This window comes from Halomonas shantousis, from assembly GCF_054654615.1.
Genome location: NZ_BAAIER010000001.1, coordinates 20,218 through 45,713, shown reverse-complemented (window position 1 = coordinate 45,713; position 25,496 = coordinate 20,218). Strand labels below are relative to the sequence as shown.

Below are 25,496 nucleotides of genomic sequence, written 5' to 3'. Positions count from 1 at the left end.
CCGTTGCCTTCCGCATTCCGGCATCTACGTCTCAGCGTTCCCAACGAGGTAGTTTCAAGAGGAAGCTACTGCGATGTTTCGAAAGCCCTTGCTTCTGACATTTACTCCCTAAGAGATATAGGATTTTGCCAAGGGAGTTATTTGGAGGTAACTGCGTGCCTTGCCAGCGCACACCGGCAAGAATGGAGGCACACACGCAAAGTGAAGTCCTACCGAAGTTACGGAAAGAAGGTTGCCGTTAGCGCTGCAGAGAAGTGGTCCTTCGGTCGATAGCAGTAAATGACTTCACGCTTTCGATCGCCGACAGGAACCTGGCCCGCCTCGCATGGAAATACTCAATCTCATCTTTTTGCTCACCCTGGCCGTCGGCGCCAGTCGTATCCTCGCCAACCTCATCCCGCTGCCCCTCCCGATCCTGCAGATCCTGCTGGGCAGCATGCTCGCGCTACCGCTGGTCGGGATGGAAGTCGAACTCGATCCCGAGATCTTCATGATGTTGTTCATACCGCCGCTGCTGTTCTACGACGGGTGGAAGATTCCCAAGAAGGAATTCACCGAGTACGGCGGACAGATCGCAGCCATGTCGCTGCTGCTGGTACTGATCACGGTGGTGGCGGTCGGCTACTTCATTCACTGGCTGCTGCCCTCGATCCCGCTGGCGGCCAGCTTTGCCTTGGCCGCGATTCTTTCGCCCACCGACGCCCTTTCGGTCATCGCCATTGCTCAAGGGCGCCTGCCACGGCACATGTCGCATCAACTGGAAGGCGAGGCGATGATGAACGATGCCTCGGGCCTGGTATCGTTCAAGATTGCCCTCGCCGCCATGATCACCGGCAGCTTCACGCTGCTCTCCGTGACGGGCGAATTCCTGGTGGTAGCGCTGGGCGGGCTGCTGATCGGGGGAGGATTGAGCTGGACGGTTGGCAAGATGAAGCAGTGGATGACCTCGCGCAATCTCTACGACCCGGCGACGTATGTGATCACCATCTTGCTACTGCCGTTCGCGGCCTACTTCCTAGCCGAACATGCCGGCATGTCGGGCATTCTTTCGGCCGTGGCTGCGGGCATGGTGCAGAGCCGGGTCGACATGCTACCGGTGAAGACCAGCACACGCATCCTCAACCGCAGCATCTGGGAGATGCTCGACTTCAGCTTCAACGGCGTGGTGTTCCTGCTGCTCGGGCTGCAGTTCCCGCGCATCATTGAGCGCGTGTGGGAAGCCTCCAGCACCCAGAGCTACGAAATGAGCACCCTGATACTCTACGCCGTCGTGATCATGGCCGTGCTATTGACGATCCGCTTCTTCTTTATCTACGTCTACCATTGGGTCAAGGCCCGGCTACTCAAGCTACGTGGCGGGGGTAGCCAGAGCCAGCCGTTGCTATTGATCACCGCGTTGAGTTCGGTGGCCGGCGTGCGCGGCGCCATCACTCTTGCCGGTGTTCTATCGGTTCCTCTGCTCATCGATGGCGTACCGTTCCCTGGCCGTGATCTGATGATTTTCCTGTCTGCCGCAGTCATCATTCTTTCCCTGCTGATCGGCGCGCTGGGCATTCCCTATTTCATGAAGTTCCTCTCGCTCAATGATCTGGAAGAGCACGAGCGCGAGCTACTCAAGGCCCGCCAGACCGCTGCTCAGGCCGCCGTCAGCTGGCTGGAAGAGTGGGCGAGCAAGAACACTGGCGACGATGCCGAACTGAAGGGCACGGTCATCTCTCGTATTCTTGACTCCTATCGTCAGGAACTGCAGGCAATGGTCACGGATCGCGACAGCCAGGCCGAGCAGGCCCGTCAGCGCTACGCACTGGAAACCAACCTGCGTCTGCAGGCGATTCAGGTTCAGCGCAAGGAACTCTACCGGTTGCGCAAACGGCGTCACATCGACGAGCAAATGCTGCAGACATTGATTCGCGAACTCGATTACGAGGAATCGGCCTTGCAGTAACGGCCACTGAAAGGGAGGAGCTCCCTGAGCTCACGCCTGAACGGCGACTCCTGCCGCGCTTGATACGGCCAGTACGATCAGGGATTCGAAGCTGCTGGCCAGCCTGCACCTCTCATGCGCAAGCGGCGCTACCTGGCGTTTCCCGACGCTGCGTTCGCTTACTCGATGGTGCCGTTTACTTACCCAACCGCCCCCAAACGGTCATGCCGAGAGTGCTACCGTGGCCGAGCATTGTCCGCTTCACCGTGTTTTCCGTCGCCAAGACAAGGAGCCCCCATGTACGGTTCATTCGGTTCCCCGATCCCGCATTCCTTCGGCCTATCCTCGTTCACGCCCCACCGCGCGCCCTTCTTCACCGAGAAGCATTTGGGCACGCATGACCTGGACCTGGCGGATCTGTTTCATGACGTCGACTTTCTCCCCGCCCTGCTGGAAGCCGGCCAGGCATATTTCAAAGGCATCGTGAAGGCCCTGGAACGCCTGGAAGACGCCCTCACCCCCGACGACGAGCCCGATACGCCGGAAGAACCCGAGACCTATACCCTGCAATTGCTACACGCCTCCGATATGGAAGGGGGTGGAACCGATCTGCTCAATGCGCCCAATTTCGTGGCCATCACGGACTATCTCGAAGAGCAGTCGGACAACTCCCTCTTCATTTCCTCGGGCGACCTGCTGCTGTCCGGCCCCTACCAGTCGGCGGCCGGCAGTGATGAACTGCAGCCCGCCCTGCAGCGTGCCAACGAACAGCTCTACGGACTCGAGGAAGGCAGCCTTCCCGGACTGGAAGCCGGCACGGGACGCGTCGACATCACCCTGGCCAACCTGCTCGACGCCCAGGCCGTCACGTTCGGCAACCACGAGTTCGACCAGGGCACCAGCCTGCTGGAAAGCCTGCTCGCCCCGGAAGTCAACGGCGAGTCGCTGGCCGACATCGCCTGGACCGGCACGCAGTTCCCCTATATTTCCAGCAACCTGAACTTCTCCGGCGACAGCACCCTCGCACCGCTGGCCACGCAGCAGACACAGCTCGCCCCGGAGGCCTTCGAGACCGCCCCGCAGGCACTGGTGGATGATTACAGCGACGACGGCGAGGTCGATGCGACCAAGATCGCCCCGTCGACGGTCATCGAGGAAGGCGGCGAACGCATCGGGGTGATCGGCGCCACCACCCAGGTTCTGGAAAGCATCTCCAGTCCCGGCGACGTCACGGTCGAAGGCGATGGCGAGAACGACATGCAGGCCCTGGCGGCCCTCATCCAGCCGCAGATCGATGCCATGGAGAGCGATGGCATCAACAAGATCATCGTCTCCTCGCACCTCCAGCAGATCCAGTTGGAGGAGGAACTCGCCACGCTGCTCGACGGCGCCGACATCATCATCGCCGGCGGCTCGGATACCTTCCTCGCCGACGAGGAGGACATCGACCGCGATCTGCTCCAGCCCGGTCAGCAGGCGCCCTACGCCGGCTACCCCATCCTCACCGAGGATGCCGCCGGGGATGATGTGGCCATCGTCAACACCGATGGCGGCTGGCGCTATGTCGGCCAGCTGACGGTCGACTTCGATGCGCAGGGACGCCTGATCGCCGATTCCATCGATGCGCAGAGCTCCGGCGTCTACGCCTCGACGGACGAGCAGGTCGAAGCGCTATGGGGCGATCGCGAGACGGCGTTTGCCGACGGCACCAAGGGCGCCATCGCCGAGGAGCTGGTGGGCGCCGTGGACGATCTCGTCCAAGACCAAGACAACAACGTGCTGGGACTGACCGATGTCTATCTGGATGGCCGGCGCGAGCAGGTCCGCACCGAGGAGACCAATCTGGGCAACCTGAGTGCCGATGCCAACCTGTGGTATGCCCAGCAGGTCGACGACAGCGTGCAGGTCTCGTTCAAGAACGGTGGCGGGATTCGTGAGCCCATCGGTCAGGTGGTGACCGTAGGCAGCGACACGAGCCTGGAGCCCCCCGCCGACGGCGAAGTCTCGCAGCTCGATGCCAGGTCGGCTCTGCGCTTCAATAATGATCTGTCGCTTCTGACACTGACCCGCTCGGAACTCGTCGACGTGCTCGAACATGCCGTCGCGGCCTCGGAGGAAGGCCAGACACCGGGCCAGTTCGCTCAGGTCGCGGGCGTCAGCTACAGCTTCGACTGGGAGCAGCCTGCCGGCGAGCGCATCCAGAGTGCCGCGATTCTCGATGAGAACGGCGACATCAGCGACGTGCTGGTACAGGACGGCGATCTGGCCGGCAATGCCGACGGTGAAGTGCGCGTGGTGACACTGGGCTTTCTCGCCGAGGGTGGCGACGGCTATCCGCTCGGTGACGTGGTGGCCGACAACGCCGAACGCGTCGATCGGATCGACCTCGTCGATGCCGGACTCGCGGAAGGCGACTTCACCTTCGCCCAGGCCGGCACCGAGCAGGACGCCTTCGCCGAATATCTCGGCGAGTTCTACATGGATACGCCCTACAGCATGGAAGAGACGCCCGTCGCCGAGGATGAGCGTATCCAGAACCTGGCCTACCGCGAGGATACCGTGCTCACCGGTATCGACACTTCGCCGGTGGAGGGCGGCCTACTGGCGGCCTGATGGCATCACGCAGGTCCCGAAACGCCAATGCCCGCCGAAATCGGCGGGCATTGGCATTGCAGCATACCGGGTTTTTCAAACTACAAGTGCTTCAGACTACAAGTGCTGCCAGACTACATGGCCAAAGCCGCTTCGCTGGCATCGCCGGCCGTGTTCAGCCCGACGATCACCGGGTCGTGATCGGAACTGCGGTACGGCGTCGGCGCATAGAGCTCTTGCTGAGCATCGGCATTGTCTTCGCGCCAGATGTTGTAATCCAGCGCCGTGGCCTCGTCGGCATTGATGTGCCAGGTGGTCGTGCCGGTGACCTGATCGGCCAGTGATTCGCTGGCCAGAGCGTGATCGAGCGCGCCCCACTGGCCGTCGTAGACGTAGGAATAGTCATCGTCGAGGAGCACGTAGCCGTCCTCTTCCAGCGTGGTGACCGGATCTTCCTCGGCGTAGCTGTTCAGATCGCCGATCACCAGCACGTCACTGTCACCGCTGCCGATGGGATCGCTGTCGATCCAGTCGCTGAGCTGCTCGGCCGCCTCGACCCGGGTCGGATTGTTGTTGCCCTGCCCGTCACCCGTGGCCTCCTCGCCATCGAGGATGCTGCCCTTGGACTTGAAGTGATTGACCACGACCGAGAAGACGCCGCCGGTCTCCTGATCGCGGAAGGTCTGCATGATCGGTGCGCGGTTGGCATCGGCAAAGGCGCCCTCGGTGGTGGTCGCCGCCGCGCCGAGCGGATCGACCGCCTCGCTGTTGTAGATGACGCCCACGGTGATGGCATCGTCACCGGGCACGTCGATGGCACTGTCGGGATCCTGCGGATCGACACGGGGCGTGGCGTAGGCCCAGGTCACGCCCTCGTCGGCTTCGGCATTGAGCGCGTCGACCAGATTGGCGATGGCACTGTCGTTGTCGTAACCGTTGTTCTGCAGCTCCATGAGGCCGACCACCTCGGCATCGGTGCCGTTGATGGCGCTGACGATCTTGGCCTGCTGTCGGACGAACTCCTCCTGGGTTTCGGCGCCACGTGGCCCCTGCTCGACGCCCCCGGGCGTGAGGAAGGTGTTGCCGTTCTGGTCGAGCGTGGTGAAATAATTCAGCACATTGAAGGAAGCGACTTCCAGCGTCGGCGTTCCTTCTTCGCTGAGTGCCTCGCTGTCGGGTTCGGCCTCACGGGGATTGGTCGCCTCGAAGTCGACACCCTCGGTGGTCTGGATGCGATACTCATCGAAGCTGAAGTCGAGCACGCCGGTCACTTCTTCGACGCTGTCGCCGCCGCGCAGCGGGTTATCCGCCGACAACGGTTCACCGTCGCGTCCGAACTGAATCGGATAGGAATTCGATTCGCCGCTGGCGTCGTCGAGGATAATGGTGCGCGCGGCTATCTCTTCCTGGTGGGCGGCGTAGCCCTCCTCGCTGGGCGCGTTGTTTTCAGTGTACTGCTCGATGCGTCCGCCCGAGGAGAGTGTCACCTGTCCGTATTGTCCGAGTTGATAGAGCTCGGTCACGGTCAGTCCTTCATTGTCCTCGGCATCAACCACGACACGCATGCCCTCGAAGGGCTCCAATTGATTGTCCTCGTAAGGTAACGAGACGCGCTGACTGCTTGGTAGGGTCAGGCCGCTTTCGAGCACGTCGATCCCAGAGGTGATATCGAGCTCGGTTCTGCCGTTGTACTCGCTGACCTCACCGCTCAGCTCGACCCGATCGCCAGCGGAAAGCGCGGCGAGTTGCTCCTCGCTGCCGTTGCCGGTGTAGACGAAAATCCCTTCGGAGGTCTGAGCATCTGAATCGATCTCGTCATCCGCCTGTTGCAGGAAGAAACCATCCATGCCCGGCGCCACCATGGTCACGATGGCGCTGACGGCCACGGTTTCGCCTGCGAGCGGGCTGCTGTCACCGCTGCCCTGGATGGCATGGATGGCGGTCAATTCGGGTTCGGGCGACGGCTCCTCTCCCCCGTTGTCGTTGTCATCCTCGCCGCCACCGTCATCGACATCACCGGTCCCATTGCCGGCATAGCCAAGCCCCTCGACGGTATCCTGGGCCAAGGTCTGCCACTGGCCGGCATCGAAGGTCTCGCTGCCCTGACTCACGTCCTCGTCACGGCGCAACGTGACATCCTGGGCGTAATAGGCGTCGTTGCCTACCTCTCCCAGCACATCGAGCGTTTCGCCATCGGGGCCGCTGAGTACCACGGCATCGTTGCCGTTGAAATTGGTCACCCCCGAGGTGCCGTCGGCCCGGGCCAGCACTTCCTCGTCGGCTTGACTGTTGGCGAGAACCAATGTGGCGCCGGCGGCCAGCGTGCCGTAATCGCTCAGATCGAGCGTGGTGGTCGCTTCGGTATTGCCATTGCTGTACAGCGCCAGTTGATAGCCTTCGAGGGATAGCGCGTCATCCGAGGCATTGGTCAGCTCCAGCGCCTTGTTGTAGCCCGAGCCCTCCACGTACTCCGAAATGATCAGCTCCCCCTGGGGCTGCGTGGGCTCGGGATCCGGCTCGTGGGCAGGCGCGTCGAAAAGATCTTGCAGGCGGTCGGCGATGGCGCCCAGCAGTTGGGAAGGGTGCCAGAAACCCTCCCCGTGCAGTGCCTGATTCACGGCATGACTGATGGCGTTCGCCTTGAAGCCGATTGCATTCAGAAAGCTCGAAGCCGTGGCAGTAAAATTGGCGTGATTACCCAGCATGATGATGCGTCCTTTTTCTCGTCGTGAAGGATCGGCAGAGGGAAATAAAAACGCGGCGGCCCGATGCCAATGACCGGATTCCAGCTTCTTCGAGACGCATGGCAGAACAATGAAGGATAGGTAACATTATGTAATATCAAGACAATCTTTAAATGCACTCCACATCTTCAAATGTACTCCACAAGCGTTACGAAGCACCGGCGAGATGGAGGCCACTTGAAATCCAGGACCCCGTCATGATCACAAACGCGCGGGACAAGCGTCGAGCAAGCGTCGAGAGAGTAGAACTGCCTCGGCTCGAATTGGCAGGCGAGATCAGACTCAAAGGTAAATTTTCAAACGCCTGGCGGCGCGAAAGGTCGGCGCTCCGGTGAAGTGGGTCGAGGACCGCCTCGAGCATCTGCAAGCCTCCTCCAGCGCAGGGGCGTCTGGTTGCATGCCTTGCCGAGCGGCATCTGCAAAAGGCGTTCGGCTTTCCGGCTGGCTGGACGCCCCCTGATTCCTCATTGAACGTCGTTGACAGACAGCAGCGTGAAGGCGGTAAAGGCAACTCCTCGCTGTCAAGGCTGCAAATGCGTGGTGCCGCTGACATAACGTTGCCAGCCGAGAACGACCAGGGGAATCAGCGATAGCGGCACCAGCATGCCGTTGAGTCCCGCCCACCCAAGACTGGCCTCGAGCGGTCCGGCCAGCAGAGCCGTCAGGCTCACGGTGGAGAAGACCAGCAGTTCGTTGGCAGCCTGGGTACGCGCCTTATCGACGGGACGGTAAGCCTCGGTCAACAGGCTGGTGGCGGGCAGGAAAGTCAGGTTCCAGCCCAGGCCCAGCAGGATCAGCGCGGCGTAATAGCCGTACAGCGACGCGGAGAACTGGGCCAGCACGCCACAGCCGGCGAGCAGCAGACAACCCGTCACGATCATGCTCGGCGCACCAAAGCGGGCCGTGAGCCGGCCGGTCACGAACGACGGCAGGAACATCGCCAGTACATGCCACTGGATGGTCGTGGCGACATGGTCGAATTGAAAGCCGGCACGCTGCATGGCCAACGGCGTGGCCGTCATCGCCAGATTCATGACACCGTAACCGACCAGGCCCGACGAGGCGGCGATGATGAACACCGGCTGACGCAGGATCTCCCCCAGCGGTCGTGATGTACCTTTACCGTGAGTGGCCTGGGCCGGTGGCAACCGGGTGAAGGCCAACAGCAGCAATGCCAGGGCGTAGAGCAGCCCCAGCCCCATAAAGCTGCCGAGAAACGGCGTAGCGGTAAGATCGCGACTGGCCCGGGCCAGCCATGGGCCCAGAAACGCCGCCAGCACGCCGCCCCCCATGACCAGGCCGATGGCCCGGTCGCGCAGCGCCGGGAGAGCGACTTCCACCGCAGCAAAGCGATACAGCGTGCCGAAGCCGATGCCAATGCCGATCAGCCAAGTGCCCAGCATGAACGCCCCGAACCGCTCACCGACCAGGGCATGCCCCGCCACGGCCACCCCGACCAGCCCCAGTACATTGCCCAGCACGAAGCCCCGCTTGCGGCCGATACGTGCCATGATCAACGACGCGGGAATGGTGGCACACATCAGCCCCAGCAGTTGGGTAGCCACCGGCGCGGTGGCCCAGGCCGGGCCGGGCGCCAGCGACGCCCCGATCAGGGGCGAAACGGCGATCAACAGAATATTGCCGCTGACCAGCAACGCCTGGCACAGCGCAAGAAGAGTCACGGTGATCGGCATGGAAGGCTCCTGTTGCAGACATCGAGGCTAGAGATTCACTGCTCCGTCATCGCCAGGGCGGGAGTGGCCGATGCCCTGAAGCGCTGCCAATAGACCGAGGGGGAAACGCCGTAATGCCGCTGGAACAAGCGCCGCAACTGCTCGGCACCGCCCAGTCGCCATTGCCGAGCCAGACGCTCCAGAGGGGGCAGGCTGGGGCTGGCTATCAACGCCTGGCGGGCATGTTCGAGGCGCAGCCGCGTCAAGTAGGTTCCCGGAGTGGTGTCCAGATGCTGGCGAAACAGACGCGACAAGTGGCGTGGCGTGACATTGATGCGTGCAGCCAAGGTGTCGAGCCGGTGATCGTCACTCGGTGCGCTGTGCATGGCGTCGAGCAGATGGCGCAACGGGCCGGTATTCCGCTGTTGGCTGCGCAGGGCTTCGCTGAACTGCGACTGGCCCCCCGGACGGTGCAGGAACACCACCAGTTCTCGCGCCACACGCCCGGCCAGGCCCGCACCATGGTCGGCTTCGAGCAACGACAGGGCCAGATCGATGCCGGCCGTCACCCCGGCACTGGTATAGCGCGGCGACGCTGGCGCAGGGTCAGTGACGCTTTCGATGTACAGCGCATCGCTGGCGACATGGATGGCGGGATAGGCATCGGCCAGAGCTTGGCAATGCCGCCAGTGGGTCGTGGCACGGTGGCCGTCGAGCAGGCCTGCGGCGGCCAGCAGGAAGGCGCCGGTACACACCGAGCCCAGTCGCCTCACGCTGGGCGCCATCTCGCGCAGCTTGGCCAGCAGAGCCGGATTGCCGGCCTGCGCCCCGACGCCGCTGCCACCGGCGATCAGCAATGTATCGAAGCCCTCCTCAGCGCCCAGCGCTTGCCAGCCGATGTCGGCATGCAGGGCCATGCCTGAATTGGCCGTCAACGCACCGGCTTCCTCGGCCAGCAGCGTCAGGCGATACAGTGCGGTGCCGGCCAGATCGTTGGCGGTGGCGAACACCTGCCAAGGGCCGGTCACGTCCAGCAACTGGCAGCGGGGATAGGCGAGCAGCGCAATACGGCGGGTCATGACGGGTTCCATCGTCAGGCAGGGACGTAGCGTCAGTGTCATACCTGGCGACGATGTCGGCAACGACGCTTACCCCACCGATAGAGACATTTGCAGGGTGAGGCCATCGCATGGATAGCTCTCGGTTACGACTCGGCAAGTGCCTTTTCTATCATCTTCCGACGGCCTGAGGGCCGTAGCCATTTGCTCGTAACGTTTCATGACACTCTTTCGGGAATAGAAGAAAGGCGGTACAGACCGTCCCACTTTATCCAATACAGTCAGGTTGATCCCACAATTTGTATTCTAAATATTAAAAGAACTGAATCTGTATCGTAAAAGATGCCGGCCGTAAGCTGTGCATTTATACCAACAGGAGACGCGTTATGCGCCTCACTCGGCCAAGTCAGCTTATTGCCAGACTTCGTTTCTGCTATCAGCGCCACTACTCGCGACGGCACCTGCTAACCCTCGACACCCACCAACCCAGGGATATCGGACCTTCACGGCTCGATGCCGAACGCGATAACCGCAAATCGTTCCGGAAAACGTGACTCAAACAACGTGGAGTACCGCTATGGCCAGCAACATGCATTACTATCTACTGGATGTCTTTACCGATCGGCCTTTCGCGGGCAATCCGCTTGCCGTATTTCCCTTTGCCGATGGGATGAATACCCTCACCATGCAGTCTATTGCGAACGAACTGAACCTCTCCGAGACCGTGTTCGTCGGCCAGGCCAGCGGCCCCGACCGCTATCCCATCCGTATTTTCACTCCCACCATGGAGCTGCCCTTCGCCGGCCACCCCACGGTAGGGACGGCGCATCTACTCGCGGCACTGAAACTGTCGAGCCGCGACAAGCCGCTCACGCTGGAAGCCGGTGCCGGACCATTGGTAGTGAGCTACGACGGGGACTTGGCCCGATTCACGACAGCCCGGCCGGCAGAAGTAAGCGCCAGTACCCTATCGCGTGAAACGGCGGTTCAACTGCTGGGCCTGGAGAAGAGCCAGGTGGTGAGCGAGCCCGTTCTCTCCACTTGCGGACTACCGTTTCATCTCGTTGAACTCGACTCTCTGGAGGCACTAGGCAGCGCCATTCCCTCGCCGGGGGTCTGGGAGGAGTGGGTCACTCCCAGCGGTCATGAGCAAATCTATCTTTACGTAGCAGACAGGACTGTGGGCCAGGGAAGCGTGTTGCGCTGTCGCATGTTCTCGACGGAGGGTGGCATACGCGAAGACCCAGCTACCGGAAGTGCAGCCGCAGCACTGGTGGGTGCCCTAGCGGCGGATCGTGGCCACGGATTGTGGCGTTGGCACATTCAACAGGGAGTCGAGATGAGACGACCAAGCCATATCTTCGCCGAGGTGGAACATGGCGAAGACACCAGGGCCATTCGTATTGCCGGCCAGGCGGTGATCATCGGCAGCGGCGAGATACGGCTTGGTGAATAGCGCCGCTCTCATTCATTAACACCATCGCCTTCAATAACACCGTCATAGCGACCTCCGACCTTGGCATCCCTACGAGGGGTTAGTACACGAAAAGGTTTGCTGTGTCGACTCGTTGCACGCCACGTTCATGCCGAAGCCTTGCAGCTACTTGTCTATCATGTGGCGCCGAGCAAGTGCACCGACGTGGACAAGCCGCACAACTTGGCCTGGGCGTGGGAGCAAAAGCGCGGCCAAGTATAATCGCCTGGTGGCGCTTCGCCGCGAAACTCCCCAGTCCCCTGAAGTCGGGGCCGCTTCCCCTTTTATATTAAGAATATCCTTAAATAGTAATTTGAATACTAATTTTATAAACTAAATATACGATTTGTTTCTACTTATCTGTGCGACCTTCAAGTATCAGCATCAAGTAATATTAACTAACTGAATGATATATAGCCACTATTCTTTCATCAGCCGCTAGATTTCTAGTTAGGTAGTATCATGCCGAGCAAACCATTAGCGTGTTATCATGTTGCGCAATTCTTTTTTATATCCCAATCTTTTAGAGCCCCATGTGAACAACAAGATGCCTTCTTCAATAGGCAATGGAGGCCTCATGATATGCTTCAGAGAAGCCCTGCCCCGGTGGATGGCGGTCTCAGCCATGAGCGTAACGCTCACTGCCTGTGGTGACAGTGCGCCCAGTGAGTCAGAGTTGATCGATGCCGTTGAAAATTTTCTGCAGAATGATCCAGGCCGCTTCTCACTTGAACTCCCCCTTATAGATACTCGCCCTCAGGGAAGTGATTTTCTGCTGGGTGGAAACTACATGACACTGGACTATGGAGTCTTGCAGATTCTTTCTCATGATGGATTGCTCCGGCGTGTCAACGAAGAAAACATGATAATTCGCTATCAACCAGCCAATGAAGACAGCAACCTGTTCAATGTCCATCCTGGAAACAAGGTCGCTGTATTGTTGGGTACATTGGCCCCTGCGGAGGTCGCTAATTTCACCGAACCTTCCGAAAAGAACAGCGTACAGCGAACCTTGGGCAACGTGATATTCAAGCCAGATTATGCCGCATGGGTCGATGAGGAGAATCTTGAAGCCTTGAGAGGGTTTGCGGCTATCGTCTCGCAAGGCCCGGGAGGAGACAGGCTTGCGACTCAGCCGTTCGCTAACACTCTGAGCAACGCCACGATAGGGGCCCTGACAACCGCACTATCAGGTAGCGATATCTTTGATCTTCAGCAACCCACGGTTTACTGGATGAATCTGGCGGCACAATCTTATGAGTTCACGATTCCCTTCGTCCTGACTAATGAAGGATGGACAGTGGAATCCCAGATATATGACTGGGAGCCTGGTCCGGTGACAGGCATAGGGAACTTGACCACCGATGAGTTGCGGGAAATGGCTCGGGTGAGTATGGCCAGCATCGAGAGCTCGGTGGAAAAAGTGCCCCCTCCCTCACACGATGCTATCAAGGCGGCGCTATCGAGCCATACCAAGGGGAGAACCATCACGTTACCCACACGATTCAATGATGAAGGCAAAGTATTTTGCAACGCGGAGTATATCGAAAGATACCGCAGGGAACCGTTGGTGCGATATCAATGCTCGGATAAACAGGTTCTTCAGCTCAACGCAATGGTGGAGGCGGGCCATGTCTCTCGGAGCGTGCCGAAGGCAGGCTCGGTAATCTATGCGCTACGCTCAGATCTCAAAGACTACTTATCCGATAACGGGCAGTTGGTCGTAGGCCATTACAGTGTCGAATCCGTAGACGAGGGTACCGTAGAAACTACGCCGACGGGGTTCTCCCTTTATTCAACGACTGTCACGCAAGCATCCGAACCGTATGACTGGGCTTCAGTATATATGGATGACATCGAAGAGCTACCAAAAACGTTAAACGTGAAAATGGTGTATACAGGCAACGACTGGATACTACAGAGTGCTTCGAGTGCGGGATAATTAGATCGATAAGGGGGCAATATCATGAATCTTACCATATCACTGAATCCAGCCCTTATCGCAGCTAGACTTCTTGGTTTTCTTATCTTTCTCGCGACAGCCACAGCTAGCGCAGATACAGCACCAGATGAAGGTGAAGTAGCAGAGGCCATCCGTAATTACCATAGCAATCTTGAGAACGACCAGCGTAGCGGGCAGGCGCTCACCGTCAACTTTGACGGTCTGGCGGATCAGAACGGTGTAGTCTGCAAAAGAAACATTCCGAGATCAGAAGAGAATCGTGATGCGATCCTCGCTTCAAAAGCGTATCAAGTCGTTCAGACGTATTGTTACCAAGGGAGCGATTTCTTATTAGCAGTTGAGTTAGGGCTCGTTGAACACCAAGAGCTCTCACCCTATGTATCACAATACACATTAACTGGCTTGGGCCGAAAACAACTGAGCATGCGGGAAAGAAGTAACTATCTCTACTTTTATTTCGCACACGATGCTATAGAGAATGTCTTGCAGGTAGATAGCTCGACCAACCCCTACGGTGTCCCGACGGCTAACGTCCGCTACTCAACGGTACTCACCCTCGATGACTGGGCGAAGCCTCATGAAGCCCTACAGGCCAGTTTTGATCGCCAGGTCAGGCGCTCCAGAAAACAATACACGGCACATCTGTGGGAAACCAACCACGGCTGGCAGGTCTTCTACATAGCAGGCCCCCTATGACAACAAGGCAAGCATCTTGCACTGAGGATAGGCGGTCTCGACGACATTCCAGCACCGGGGCCTGCCTGAAAAGCCGGTGGGTGATGCCTCGCCAAGGGTGCGTAGCTACGACAAAAATCAGCGAAAGACAGCCTAGGCTCGTGACCCGATTTACAAGGAGTAATGAGCATCTTAATGAGATGCTGAGCTTGGATTCGCACGTGAGCGGGCTTTGACACCATAGGAGCGAGCGCAGTCATTTTCAGACAGAGCGTAAGGTCGGGCTGCCAAAGGCCTGACTCATAAAGCGAACCAGTACACGTATGCCAAGACAATGAACACGCCGCCGCCGGGCCGGCTGCCTAACCACGCTGGCGAAGAACGCCAGGACTCGGTTGGTACGGCGTAGGTCGGGATGGGTGAGCAGCCAAAGATCCGTGGCGAGGGCCGGAATGGGGTCGCCCAGAGGAAGCGGATTTTCGACAACAACTGGAAGCCGACAAGGCGAGGTGGATGCGCCGCCTGGAGGGACTTGGCGCGGAAGCCCCGATTCCATTCACCGGCTGGGAGGACTGGGACGAGTCCGGCGTGCTGCGCGACACGCATCCGTTGCGCTGGCGAGTGTGAACCATGACTCTCGCCATTGGCCTGTCAGCGTTCAATGCCAGCGTCGCATATTCATCGCTTGAGACATATGACGATCGGACTGTTAGTGTAGCTGCCCTATCGTGGCATTAATGGCTAGTTTCCAAATTTAATGAAGTACATTCTCAAGCTGTTTTCTGAAATCACGATCAAGTCGCGACCGGTGCGCAAGGAGATGATACGTTGCCTTGGCGCGAATGTACGTAACACGCTAAGGCAACTCGACGCCGGGGTACGCGTGATCGCCAGATGGGATACGCTGGAGGTCACCCCCAGTGATGGGATGTCCCCCTGCGCAGTGGCCGAACTGGAAAGCGCGATGACCCGTATCTCGGGCATTCATGAAGTTCTGACCGTGGAGGAACGGAACTTCAGCTCCTTTGCTCACACCGCCGGGCAAGTGCTGCCGCTATGGGCCCCGCTGGTCGCGGGCAAGCGTTTTCGTGTACGTGTCAGACGCAGTGGTCAGCATGCGTTTCGCTCTATGGATCTAGAGCGCTATCTAGGGGCCGAACTGCTAAAGGCATCACCCAGCGCCACGGTCGATCTCAAGCGCCCCGAGATCACCGTAGCGCTTGAACTCAAACACAACCGGCTGATCCTGATCGCTTGCCGCCGTCCCGGCCTCGGTGGCTATCCGCTAGGAACCCAGGGTTCCGCTCTGGCACTGATCTCCGGCGGTTTCGATTCGCCAGTGGCCGCCTATCGCATGATCCGACGTGGCATCAAGACCCATTTTCTGTTCTTCAATCTTGGCGGTCCCGCCCATGAGGCCGGCGTACGCGAGGTGACCCACCACCTGTGGCGGCGTTATAGCAGCTCTCACAAGGTCGACTTCATCTCGGTACCCTTCGAAGGCGTGATCCGCGAAATCCAGACCCAAGTCCCCGATAACTGTATGGGCGTGGTGCTCAAGCGCATGATGATTCGCGTAGCCAGTCGCATTGCAGCCAGGATGCGCGTCCCGGTAGTCGTTACCGGCGATGCCATTGCCCAGGTCTCGAGTCAGAGCCTGACGAACCTGACGATGATCGATGCCGTGAGTGAGCGCCCGGTGTTACGTCCTCTGCTGACCAGCGATAAACAGGACATCATCGACGAGGCTACGGCAATCGACACTGCTGAGTTCGCTAAGCGCATGCCTGAGTACTGTGGCGTCATTTCGAGGCGCCCTAGCACGCGTGTCCGCCGCGACCAGATCGAAACCGCCGAGGCAAAGTTCGATCTCGATGTGCTCGAGCAAGCATTCGAGGAAACCACCTATACCCGTATCGATGAGCTGGCCAAGTCCGCTCCGGCGCTCGCCGAGGTCAGAATCGTCTCCTCATCGGAAAACCTGGCTGATCAGCCCGAATGCTGTGTGATCGATATTCGCCACCCCAGCGAACGCGACATGGCACCGCTTGAAGTACCGCCGCAGGTCGAGCTGCTGGAGATTCCCTTCTACGAGCTTCAGGGGCAGGCCAGTTCACTACCCGACAAGAAGTATCTGCTCTACTGCGATCGAGGCGTCATGAGCAAGATGCAGGCCCTGCACTTGGCCGATCAAGGCCTCACTAACTTCGGCGTGTACGTGAAGTAAGAAGGCTGCTCATGGAACGGGGATTACTATTTTTCGGGCCCGGCAACACCTAAGCCGGGTCATCGTCGTTCTCCAGCGCCGCAGACAGCTTCCATAGGATATTGAGAATCACCATTTCGAAGTAAGGCATGACGTTGCTCGTCGATTGCAGATCAAGCCTACACGCTACCAGCTACAACCTTTCCGTTTTATGAACGGACCCGGATCATATCGTCCAGCCTCGCAGAGATGGAACCGAAGCCTCCTGCCCCGAAAAACATGGCTTAGCCCAACGACAGGAATATTTGGCAACCGAAGTTAGTTCTTTCTCGAAACGGTGCCAGCGGCAGGTAGCCAGACGTAGACCGAAAGCCCGCCGAGAGATGCCGGCCCCAGCGTTATCCGCCCGCCATAAAGCGTGACCAACTCCTCCACGATGGCCAGCCCCAGTCCCGACCCCGAGCGGCGTTCATCAAGGCGTACGCCGCGTGCCAAGGCAGCTTCACGTTGCGCGGCGGTCATGCCGGGACCGTCATCCTCTATCCACAAGCCAGCCCCCTCCTCCTCGGCGGCAATGGCCAGTACGACACGTCCATCGGCCCAGCGCAGGGCGTTGTCGAGCAGATTGCCAACCAGTTCCTGAAGGTCTTGCGGATCCATGCGCACTTCCAGAGTCTCATCGATGTGACGCTCGAGCCGAATGTTCCGCCGCCCTGCCAGACGCGCAAGCCCGTCGACCACGGGGGCAATGACGTGGCTGAAGTGTACCCGTCCGGCCAGTTGGGCTCCGCTGGCGGCCGAGGCGCGTGCCAGATGATGGCGGATGGCTTCGTCGAGGCGCATCACCTCTTGACGAACCTGATGACGCTGGGCTTCGGGCATCCGGTCCGCCAGGGTCTGCAGTACACTGATCGGCGTCTTCAACGCATGTGCCAGATTGCCGGCAGCGGCACGACCTCGCGCGATCAGCCGGCGGTCGCGCTCGAGAACTTCGTTCATGGCACTGGCGAGCTCGCGCAGTTCGCTGGGCAATCGGGTCTCGAGGCGTTCGGCCTGCCCCGCTTCGACTGCCTCGAGATTGGCCAGCATACGCCGTAACGGTGCCAGTCCCCAGCGAATCTGCAGCGCCAATCCGCTGAGAAGTAGAATGGCAAGCACCAGCAGTGAAAATGCGAGAAGCCACTGGAAGTGGGCGACTTCGGTATCCAGTTGCTCTCGTGAGGCCGCGACACTGATATGCAGGGGATAGGGATACCCTGACAGATGCACCTCCCGCTCGATGAGTCTCAGCCGCTCATCTCGTGGACCGCGCAGGTTACGCAGCGTAATCCCGCTGCCCTGGGAGACGGGCAGACGCTGGTCCCACAGCGAACGTGACACGAGCGTCGTACCGTGCGTATCGGCCACTTGCCAGTACCATCCGGAAAAAACCCGTTCGAAACGCGAATCCCCCAGCGAGTCCGTCACCTTTACCTGCTGGCTCGCGGGGTTAAGCTCCACATCGGCGAGCAAGGCATACAGGAGCGAGGTCAGACGCTGATCGAAGGATGCGGTGACTGCCGCACGGAAGTTATAGGCCAGCCCCACCCCCACCAAAGGCAGGATGATCAGCACCAGGAGCAGCGCGGCGGTCAATAAGCGTCGTCCCAACGACCAATGCGCGGGAAGCGTAAGCCTGGCTCGCAGGCGTGATTTCATGATGCAGCTTCATCGGCCACGAGGCGATAGCCTTGGCCACGTCGCGTTTCGATGCAGCCACTGCCCAGTTTGCGCCGCAGACGGCTGATCTGAACATCGATCACGTTGGAGTCCGGTTCATGGTCACGGTTGTAGACGTGCTCGGATAGCTCGGCACGGCTGACGATACGGGGGGCAGCATGCAACAAGTAGCACAACAGGCGGGACTCCTGCGCGGTCAACGCCACGGGGCGCCCCGCCAAGGTGACGCTGCCACTGTGGGTATCGAAGTCCAGATTGCCACAGGACAGTATCGGATGTGCATGACCATGGCTACGGCGCATCAACGCGCGTAGCCGAAACAGGATTTCGGCAGTCTCGAAGGGCTTGGTAACGTAATCGTCGGCACCAGCGGAAAAACCGGCAGCCTTGTCGGACCAACGCTCACGTGCCGTAAGTATCAATACCGGCAGGTCGATCTCATCCTCGCGCCACTGGGCCAGCCATCGGGTTCCGTCGCCATCGGGCAATCCCAGGTCGAGAATAACGGCATCATAGCGTTCGGTTCGTATCAGGAAATCGGCCTCCGTACCGTTTGAGCTGGTTTCCAGTAACAGTCCCGTATCACGCAAGGCATCGCTTAGTACGTCGGTTAGGGCCGGATCGTCTTCTACCAGGAGAATTTTCACGGTCGCTCCATGTCCTCGATGTTGATCCCTTCGGTTTCGACCAACTTGCCGTTGGTGGCATCGAATTCAAACTCGACCAGTTGTCCCTGCGGACCTAGCATTTCGACTTCGTAACGCGGCTGCCCACCGTCCCGCTCCAGCTCGATTTCCAGTATCACGCCTTGGTAATGAGCTTCCAGCCAATCCAGGATGCTGGGCAGCGACACCAGACGTCCGGCTTTGACGTCATCATGAAGTTCACGCCACTCGTTTTCTTCATCAGCATGAACCAAAGGGTGCAGACCGCTACTCCACGCCACCAGAGCGGCAAGCAGAAGGCCAACGGAGAAGCGTTTTTTCATCTTGATAGCATGCCAAAAACGTAATGAACGTACCATGAACAGGTCTGTTGCCCGTCGCTCACCGAAAATAAGCCAGGAGAAATACGGAGCGGCACATGAACGCAAAATGAACGTGACTTTCAGTCCACGGCAAGGCCGCCTAGCGTACAACGACGTCACGAGACTCGAGAAACGAGAATCAATGCGACAGGAGATTCGTGATGAAAACCTTATCCTATCTTGTTCTTCCCGCTGCCTTGATCAGTGGCTTGGCGACCGATGCATCGGCCGATAGTGGTGCTCTGACGCATGATGAGCTGCGCCGTGTGCTGGAACAAGCCAGCCAGCATGGATTTACGCATTACGAGGAAATTTCATCAGACGATGACGAGGGCCATTGGGAAGTCGAGGGCTGGCGGGAAGACGGCTGGCAACTCGATGTCGACATGCGCGTATCGGATGGTCACTTGTTGCACGAAAGGAAGAGTAAAAGTCAGATACCTGATTGGAGCCTGACCGGCGAGGAGGTTCGCGAGGCCTTGGATAACGCTCTCGAGGCGGGGCTGGAGCGGTTCGCCCAGCTTGATGTCGATGCCGATGGACACCTCGAAATCGAGGGCTACGACGCTCAGCAACGTGAGATGGAACTCCGCTTGAACCGCACCGATCTTTCAGTGACCGACGTGGAGCACGACTGAACAGCAAAGGGGACTGACCGACACGCATCCGCTGCGGCATCGCAGCCTGAAGGCTTTTCCCATCCCGGCGCACCAGGTCGAGATTGTTCAATACCGAAAAGTCGACGCGGTAGAGTGCAATGCTCACGCATGAAAGACACTGATCTGTCCTTGGCCGGGCGGAGAGATGACTTGCCGGTCGGTCAGCACTAGGCGTCGATGCAGCCCCGTAAAGAATACTCTCGCCTGTGCATCCCGTGTTGATGTGGTCTGGCACGGACCCATCAATATCGAGCAGAGCGAGAGGATACCGCGGAAGATCACCGGATCCTGGCTGGCATGCGTGGCGCAATCGGCAAGGCAACGGCAGGGCCCGGGGAGGCGATAATCACGAACGAAGCCAGCACGAACGATAACCATAGCTCCAACAACATCGCATTTACCTCCACGGGTTAGCCTTACGGCATGTAGAACTCGTATCGAGTGATCACCTCGTATGCGAGGACCAGTCGCGAGCCCCGCTCAAGCACGCGGCACTATTGGCATCAATGCCGTATTCTTCCCGGAGCCCTTGCCGGATGGCCTCGCGTTCTTCGTATGACTTGTGCTGACTGGCCTTGTGCTTGCCGGTCAGCCGGTTAATCGTCAGCTCGATCCCCACAATGGCACGACACATGTTTTCGATATAGGCCTCAGGCGCATCCTCAAGCGCCCAAGGGGCTGTCCGCTGACTTTCGAAACGCTCGGTCAGTGCACCAAGGTTTTGTCTGAGCCAGGCGGGATCCTCGATGAAGCGCAGCCGACCGTGAGCATGCACTACCTGGTAGTTCCAGGTGGGCACCACGCGGCCATGTTTCTGTTTATCGGGATACCAGCTCGGCGTGATGTAGGCCTGGGGGCCATGAAAGACCGCCAGCGCTTCCTGTTCGCCCATACGCCAGAGGCCGTTGGCTCGGGCAATGTGGCCACGCAACTTGCCGCCCCCCTCTTTAGTCGGCTCGAACAGCAGGGGCAGGTGGTCTGCGGTCATGCCCTCGGGGCTTGCTGTAATCAAAGTGGCGAAGGGGTTGGCCTGCATCACGTCTTGCAAGGCTACTGGATCGGATACGGCAAACTGCGCAGGCAAGTACATGACGGCTCTCCTTCACCGGTGGGGCAAAACGAGGGGCGGCGGTTATTTATCGTACCGGTCAGCGACGATAGCGAGATGAGCTGCCGACCCAGGGCATCGGTATTGTCTGGAGCGAGCCAACGTAGAAATAGCGGCCGTAACCTCTCCCACTCACTGTCGAGCAGGGAATACCAGGCAGAGTCTCGATTATGCCCTCTCACTACCCGGTGCTGCCTGAAGATGCCTTCGAACTGAAAGCCAAGCCGCTGTGCGGCCTGCCGTGACGGAGCATTCAGCGCATCGCACTTCCACTCCAGCCGGCGATATCCTAGCGCGAACGCATGCGTCATCATCAGGAACAGGGCCTCGGTAGCCGCCGTGGTACGTGACAGATACGACGAGAAATTGAGATGCCCCAGCTCGATAGAACCATGCTCGGGTTCGATGTTGAGCCAAGAGGCAATCCCCAAGGCATCGCCGCTGTTCGCTTCGACGACCGTCATGAAGGCTGGATCCTGACGCCGGCTCTGCCGAAGCAACCAGTCATGACAGCCCGCGGCATCATGAAAGGGACGGCCACCCAGGTATGTCCAACGGGCTTCACCGTCAATGTCCCCGGCCAGTCGCGAGTCGGGGACTTGCCAGGCTGCCCACAGTGATTCGCCATGGCGCCCGGCATCCAGTGGCTCGAGGCGGCAGAAGCGCCCGCTCAGGATCGTGGCCCCGGGTCGCCCTGGCGGCTGCCAGCCCGATACGGGGCAGCCGATGGGCTGCCCGAAGCGATTGATGACGGAATCCACCATGTCATGTTCCTTCCGCTTCGCTGCATCCACATTCACTCAGCGTGCTGTCCCGCATGCTTCCCGGCTGTTCGCCGGTCACGATCGGGTGTTCGTCACGCCGCCAGAAATCGAGCCCACCCAGCAGTTCCTTTACCCTCAGACCATGGCCGGCAAGCCGCCAGGCGCCCTTCGTAGAGGCATTGCAGCCGATGCCATCGCAGTAGGTGACGTAGACCCGCCCGGGATCGAGTTCGGCCAGCCGCTCGGCGGTCATCTCGCGATGCGGCAGACTGACGGCGCCGGGAATATGGCCGGCCAGGTAGCGGGCGCGGCTTCGCGTATCAACGACGACAATGGCATCGATGCCGTTGGCCAAATCGACAGCCACATCCCAGGCATCGGTGTGATGGCATAGCTTGTCATACATCAATGCGGCGGTGGCCTCGGGCAGGGCGGGAGGAAAAGCCAGCACCTCGGAGTGTGGTGAAGTCGCCATGGGTGGGTCTCCTGTCGTATTCAGTCGGTTTCGAGCGTATAGGCGTAAAAGGCGTCGTTGCGCTTCCAGCCCAGGGACGCGTAGAGCCGTTGCGCCGTATGGTTGTGAACCTGTGTATTCAGCGTCAACCGGTGCACGCCCTGGCTGGCGGCCAGGGCATCCGCAGCACGCATCAACGCCGTACCAATGCCCTGCCCGCGCACCTCGGACGACACATAGAGGTCGGCCAGGGTCCAGCGTGGACCGAGGCTGACAGTGGACAGCCCCGGATAGAGCTGAACGAAGCCTGTCAGCGTACCGTTGCCCTCATGAACCAGCAGCCGGGAGTCCCCCAGCGCAAAGCGCTGAACGAGATATGCGCGAGCAGCCGCCACATCGCCGGACTGGCCATAGAAGCGACGGTAGTCGTCAAGTAGCCGGCTCAGATTATCGAGACCGGCGACGGTGGCAGGACGAATGGCATTCATGGCGGCTCCAGACGCATCGGGATGACAGGCTTTCAGTTTGTCGCCATAGTGGTCCTCATGTAAGAACCAATCATCAGCAATAATGAGGAACCAGTGAACGAAAAGCGGGCACGCAGCGAGTGGATCATCGAGGCGCTGGCGCTAAGGTTGGCCCAGGGCGGTACCGGCACCCTGCCACAACGGCTATACGACGCGCTGCGCCGCTGGATCCAGAACGGCGAACTGGCGACAGGCAGTGCCCTGCCCTCGTCGCGCCGTCTGGCCCAGTCGCTGGGCGTAGGACGCAATACCGTGCTCGCTGCCATGGAGCGACTGGCCGCGGAGGGCTTTGTCGTGACGCGCCAGGGCGCCGGGCTATTCGTCGCCGATCTGCCTGCGACGCCTCTGGCCGCTACCGGACAGGCGACAGTTTCCGAGGCCAGTCGACTCTCCCAACGAGGAGAGGAAATACTCGCTTTCTGCGGTACGCTGAGCGCCGGTCACCGTGCCTTTGCGCCGGGCATTCCCGCGCTTGATCTGTTCCCACGCGAACGCTGGCAACGTATGCTCCGCCGCAACCAGCATCGCGCCCAGGAAAAATGGTTCGGCTACCAGACCCAGGGCGGGCTGCCGGCCCTCAAAGCCGTCCTCTGCGATTATCTACGTCTGTCGCGCTCGGTGAACTGCCGTCCCGAGCAGATCCTCATCACCCAGGGCGCGCAGCAGGGCTTCGAGCTCATTGCCCGTCTGCTGGCCGATCCCGGCGATACGGTATGGATCGAGGAACCCGGCTATGGCGGCGCTCAGGCCTGTTTCTCCATGGCGGGACTGAACGTAGTTCCCGTCCCGGTGGACGAAGAAGGTATCCACCCCGAGGCGTTGCCGTCAGAGACCCCTGCGCCCCGCCTGATCTATGTCACGCCATCGCATCAGTACCCCAGTGGAGTCACCATGACCATGGCACGCCGCCTGGCTCTGCTGGCGTATGCCGAGCGACACAAGGCCTGGATCATCGAGGACGACTACGACAGTGAATTTCGTTATACCACCCCGCCAGTCGCCTCGCTGCAGGGGCTCGCTGAACGGATGCCGGTGATCTATGTGGGCACCTTCAGCAAGGTGCTCTATCCCGGGCTGCGTCTAGGATATCTCGTCCTGCCCGATGCCCTGTTCGATGATTTTCGTCGTGCCAATGCCCGCCTGCATCGGGAGGGGCAGTATGCTGTACAGTCGGCGCTGGCCGAGTTCATTGCCGAAGGCCATTTCGCCCGGCATGTGGCGCGCATGCGAACGTGTTATCGGCATCGCCAGGCCTGTCTGCGTGAGGCGCTGACTCCTGCCACGGCACGGGGTCTCACGCTCTCGAAAGGCCAGGCCGGCATGCACTTGGTGGCAGCGCTCGATTCACTCGAGCAGGAACGCCACTTGGTCACGCAAGGCCACGAACAGGGCATAACGCTGTCGCCGCTGTCATGCTACTACCTGTCGGAGAGAAAGCAGCCCGGACTGGTGCTCGGCTATGCCGGCTCGAATGAGACCGAAATCGCCCAGGCCGGTGGATGGTTATGCCAGGCATGGCTGACCATGATCGCGTGCCGCTAGCGTCCTCCATGGCCCATAGCAATCTCAACCCGTTAAAAAGCCCATCGGAATTCTCCGATGGGCCGCTCTACATGCCGCAACATCACAATGATCCGTCAGATGCTGTTAGTCGCGTTATAGATTTCCATGTCGAGCTCGCCTTCGCTCTTGCCTACCAGGGTTGTCACCATCAAGTCTCCAGCGACGTTGACGGTGGTACGTGCCATGTCCAGGATACGGTCGACTCCCGCCACCACGGCAATCGCTTCCAGTGGCAGACCTACTTGCGCCAAGACGATGGAAAGCATGATCAACCCGGCTCCAGGCACACCGGCCGTTCCGATCGAGGCCAGGGTTCCGGTCACCACAATCATGCCGTAATCCATCAATGTCAGGTCCACCCCCACCAGTTGAGCGATGAACAATGCCACGACTCCTTGATAGATGGCCGTGCCATCCATGTTGATGGTGGCTCCCACCGGTAACACGAAGCCCGAGACCCCCTCCGATACGCCAAGGTTCTTCTGCGCGCAGCGCAGCGATACCGGCAGGGTGCCGGAGGATGACGCCGATGAGTATGCCACCACCAAGGCGTCGATGATGCCCCGTAGATAAGGCACGGGACTTAGACGGCCAACCAGCGTCAGCAACCCGCTATAAACCACCAGGACGTGCAAGATGCTCGCCAGGTATGCGACGCCTATCACCTTCGCCAGGGGAAGCAGTACATCCAGGCCGTAACTCCCCGAGACATGTGCGATCAAGCCGAAGACCCCAAAGGGAGCGAAGGCCATCACTATTTCGGTGAGCTTGTACATGGCTTCTGCAAAGCTTTCGAATACACGGACCACCGGCTCTCCCCTCTCCCCGATCAGCATCAAGGAGATTCCCAAACCAATAGCAAAGACAATGATTTGCATGATGTTGCCATTGGCTAGCGCATCGACAGGGTTCTGCGGAACCAGGCCTACCAGGATATCCACTAGCGTAGGCGCATCGTTTGCCTCGACTGGCTCACTGAAATTCATCTCCATACCGGCGCCAGGCTGGAAGAGCGTGGAGGCCAGCAGACCGATCGCAATGGCGAAAGCGGTAGTGATCAGATAGAGGGCGATGGTCCTTACCCCGATGCGCCCCATTTTCTGGGGGTCCCGCATGGAGGTGATACCCACCACTAGCGTGGTGAATACCAGTGGAACGATCAGCATCTTGATGGCACTGATGAAGATATCGCCAATGGGTTTGAAGATGCTGGCGTCTTCTCCCAAGAGAGCGCCAGCGAGTATCCCGAGCCCCAGGCCGGTCAATATCTTTTGCCAGAGCGGTATACGCCGCCACAAGGAGGACTTATGGGGGGGTGCGAAGATGTCATTCATGGGCTCCTAAACAAACAGAATAAAAAATCGCT

19 protein-coding genes are annotated in these 25,496 nt (G+C 59.6%); 8 read left to right on the top strand and 11 right to left on the bottom strand.

The features are described 5' to 3' along the window. Window positions 1–325: 325 nt before the first annotated feature. Both ACYQ12_RS00170 and ACYQ12_RS00165 read left to right on the top strand, forming a co-directional pair. Window positions 326–1,945: a Na+/H+ antiporter gene (locus ACYQ12_RS00170; protein WP_459865922.1), complete on the top strand. Its 1,620-nt coding sequence runs from the start codon at window positions 326–328 to the stop codon at window positions 1,943–1,945. 276 nt (window positions 1,946–2,221) lie between these two features. Then, window positions 2,222–4,537: a bifunctional metallophosphatase/5'-nucleotidase gene (locus ACYQ12_RS00165; RefSeq protein ID WP_459865919.1), complete on the top strand. Its 2,316-nt coding sequence runs from the start codon at window positions 2,222–2,224 to the stop codon at window positions 4,535–4,537. A 113-nt stretch (window positions 4,538–4,650) separates the two neighbouring features. On the opposite strand, the gene ACYQ12_RS00160 is transcribed toward ACYQ12_RS00165, so the two are convergent. The 3 genes from ACYQ12_RS00160 to ACYQ12_RS00150 all read right to left on the bottom strand — a co-directional run bounded on the left by ACYQ12_RS00160 (window position 4,651) and on the right by ACYQ12_RS00150 (window position 10,012). Further along, entirely contained in the window at window positions 4,651–7,221 is a 2,571-nt protein-coding gene (locus tag ACYQ12_RS00160; protein WP_459865916.1) for an ExeM/NucH family extracellular endonuclease, read from the bottom strand. Window positions 7,222–7,781: 560 nt separating this feature from the next. Further along, a complete protein-coding gene (locus tag ACYQ12_RS00155; protein WP_459865913.1) occupies window positions 7,782–8,954 on the bottom strand; it encodes an MFS transporter in 1,173 nt (390 codons plus the stop codon). A 35-nt stretch (window positions 8,955–8,989) separates the two neighbouring features. Then, window positions 8,990–10,012: a GlxA family transcriptional regulator gene (locus tag ACYQ12_RS00150; protein ID WP_459865910.1), complete on the bottom strand. Its 1,023-nt coding sequence runs from the start codon at window positions 10,010–10,012 to the stop codon at window positions 8,990–8,992. Window positions 10,013–10,568: 556 nt separating this feature from the next. On the opposite strand from ACYQ12_RS00150, the gene ACYQ12_RS00145 reads away from it, so the two are divergent. The 4 genes from ACYQ12_RS00145 (at window position 10,569) to thiI (ending at window position 16,330) form a co-directional block, all read left to right on the top strand. Continuing rightward, window positions 10,569–11,447, top strand: a complete 879-nt coding sequence (locus tag ACYQ12_RS00145; RefSeq protein ID WP_459865907.1) for a PhzF family phenazine biosynthesis protein — start codon at window positions 10,569–10,571, stop codon at window positions 11,445–11,447. Between the two features lie 643 nt (window positions 11,448–12,090). Next, window positions 12,091–13,407: a hypothetical protein gene (locus ACYQ12_RS00140; RefSeq protein WP_459865904.1), complete on the top strand. Its 1,317-nt coding sequence runs from the start codon at window positions 12,091–12,093 to the stop codon at window positions 13,405–13,407. 24 nt (window positions 13,408–13,431) lie between these two features. After that, window positions 13,432–14,124: a hypothetical protein gene (locus ACYQ12_RS00135; protein WP_459865901.1), complete on the top strand. Its 693-nt coding sequence runs from the start codon at window positions 13,432–13,434 to the stop codon at window positions 14,122–14,124. A 736-nt stretch (window positions 14,125–14,860) separates the two neighbouring features. Continuing rightward, complete coding sequence (thiI, locus tag ACYQ12_RS00130) at window positions 14,861–16,330, top strand: tRNA uracil 4-sulfurtransferase ThiI (protein ID WP_459865898.1); 1,470 nt, start codon at window positions 14,861–14,863, stop codon at window positions 16,328–16,330. Window positions 16,331–16,627: 297 nt separating this feature from the next. Here the strand turns inward: thiI and ACYQ12_RS00125 are convergent, their stop codons facing one another. The 3 genes from ACYQ12_RS00125 to ACYQ12_RS00115 are packed head-to-tail and all read right to left on the bottom strand — an operon-like array spanning window position 16,628 to window position 19,052. Further along, a complete protein-coding gene (locus ACYQ12_RS00125; RefSeq protein WP_459865896.1) occupies window positions 16,628–18,007 on the bottom strand; it encodes a sensor histidine kinase in 1,380 nt (459 codons plus the stop codon). After that, window positions 18,004–18,675 carry a response regulator transcription factor gene (locus ACYQ12_RS00120; RefSeq protein ID WP_459865893.1) on the bottom strand — a complete coding sequence of 224 codons (672 nt, stop codon included), beginning with the start codon at window positions 18,673–18,675 and terminating at the stop codon, window positions 18,004–18,006. The genes ACYQ12_RS00125 and ACYQ12_RS00120 overlap by 4 nt, the downstream gene beginning before the upstream one ends. Next, a complete protein-coding gene (locus tag ACYQ12_RS00115; protein ID WP_459865890.1) occupies window positions 18,672–19,052 on the bottom strand; it encodes a PepSY domain-containing protein in 381 nt (126 codons plus the stop codon). The genes ACYQ12_RS00120 and ACYQ12_RS00115 overlap by 4 nt, the downstream gene beginning before the upstream one ends. Before the next feature lie 164 nt (window positions 19,053–19,216). Here ACYQ12_RS00115 and ACYQ12_RS00110 point away from each other — a divergent pair, with 164 nt between their 5' ends. Further along, window positions 19,217–19,693, top strand: coding sequence for a hypothetical protein (locus tag ACYQ12_RS00110; RefSeq protein WP_459865888.1), 477 nt, complete (start codon window positions 19,217–19,219; stop codon window positions 19,691–19,693). 466 nt (window positions 19,694–20,159) lie between these two features. On the opposite strand, the gene ACYQ12_RS00105 is transcribed toward ACYQ12_RS00110, so the two are convergent. From ACYQ12_RS00105 to ACYQ12_RS00090, 4 genes are read right to left on the bottom strand one after another with little or no spacing between them, the layout of a single operon-like run. Next, complete coding sequence (locus ACYQ12_RS00105) at window positions 20,160–20,804, bottom strand: FMN-binding negative transcriptional regulator (RefSeq protein ID WP_459865885.1); 645 nt, start codon at window positions 20,802–20,804, stop codon at window positions 20,160–20,162. After that, window positions 20,765–21,586 carry a GNAT family N-acetyltransferase gene (locus ACYQ12_RS00100; protein WP_459865882.1) on the bottom strand — a complete coding sequence of 274 codons (822 nt, stop codon included), beginning with the start codon at window positions 21,584–21,586 and terminating at the stop codon, window positions 20,765–20,767. Before ACYQ12_RS00100 ends, ACYQ12_RS00105 begins: the two co-directional genes overlap by 40 nt. Window position 21,587: 1 nt before the next feature. Then, window positions 21,588–22,061 (bottom strand): rhodanese-like domain-containing protein, encoded by a 474-nt coding sequence (locus tag ACYQ12_RS00095; protein WP_459865878.1) that lies wholly within the window; start codon window positions 22,059–22,061, stop codon window positions 21,588–21,590. A gap of 20 nt (window positions 22,062–22,081) precedes the next feature. Then, window positions 22,082–22,528, bottom strand: a complete 447-nt coding sequence (locus ACYQ12_RS00090) for a GNAT family N-acetyltransferase (RefSeq protein ID WP_459865875.1) — start codon at window positions 22,526–22,528, stop codon at window positions 22,082–22,084. Window positions 22,529–22,621: 93 nt separating this feature from the next. On the opposite strand from ACYQ12_RS00090, the gene pdxR reads away from it, so the two are divergent. Continuing rightward, window positions 22,622–24,109 carry a MocR-like pyridoxine biosynthesis transcription factor PdxR gene (pdxR, locus tag ACYQ12_RS00085; RefSeq protein ID WP_459865872.1) on the top strand — a complete coding sequence of 496 codons (1,488 nt, stop codon included), beginning with the start codon at window positions 22,622–22,624 and terminating at the stop codon, window positions 24,107–24,109. A gap of 95 nt (window positions 24,110–24,204) precedes the next feature. Here pdxR and ACYQ12_RS00080 read toward each other — a convergent pair whose 3' ends face one another. Next, window positions 24,205–25,464 carry a dicarboxylate/amino acid:cation symporter gene (locus tag ACYQ12_RS00080; protein ID WP_459865869.1) on the bottom strand — a complete coding sequence of 420 codons (1,260 nt, stop codon included), beginning with the start codon at window positions 25,462–25,464 and terminating at the stop codon, window positions 24,205–24,207. Window positions 25,465–25,496 lie beyond the last annotated feature (32 nt).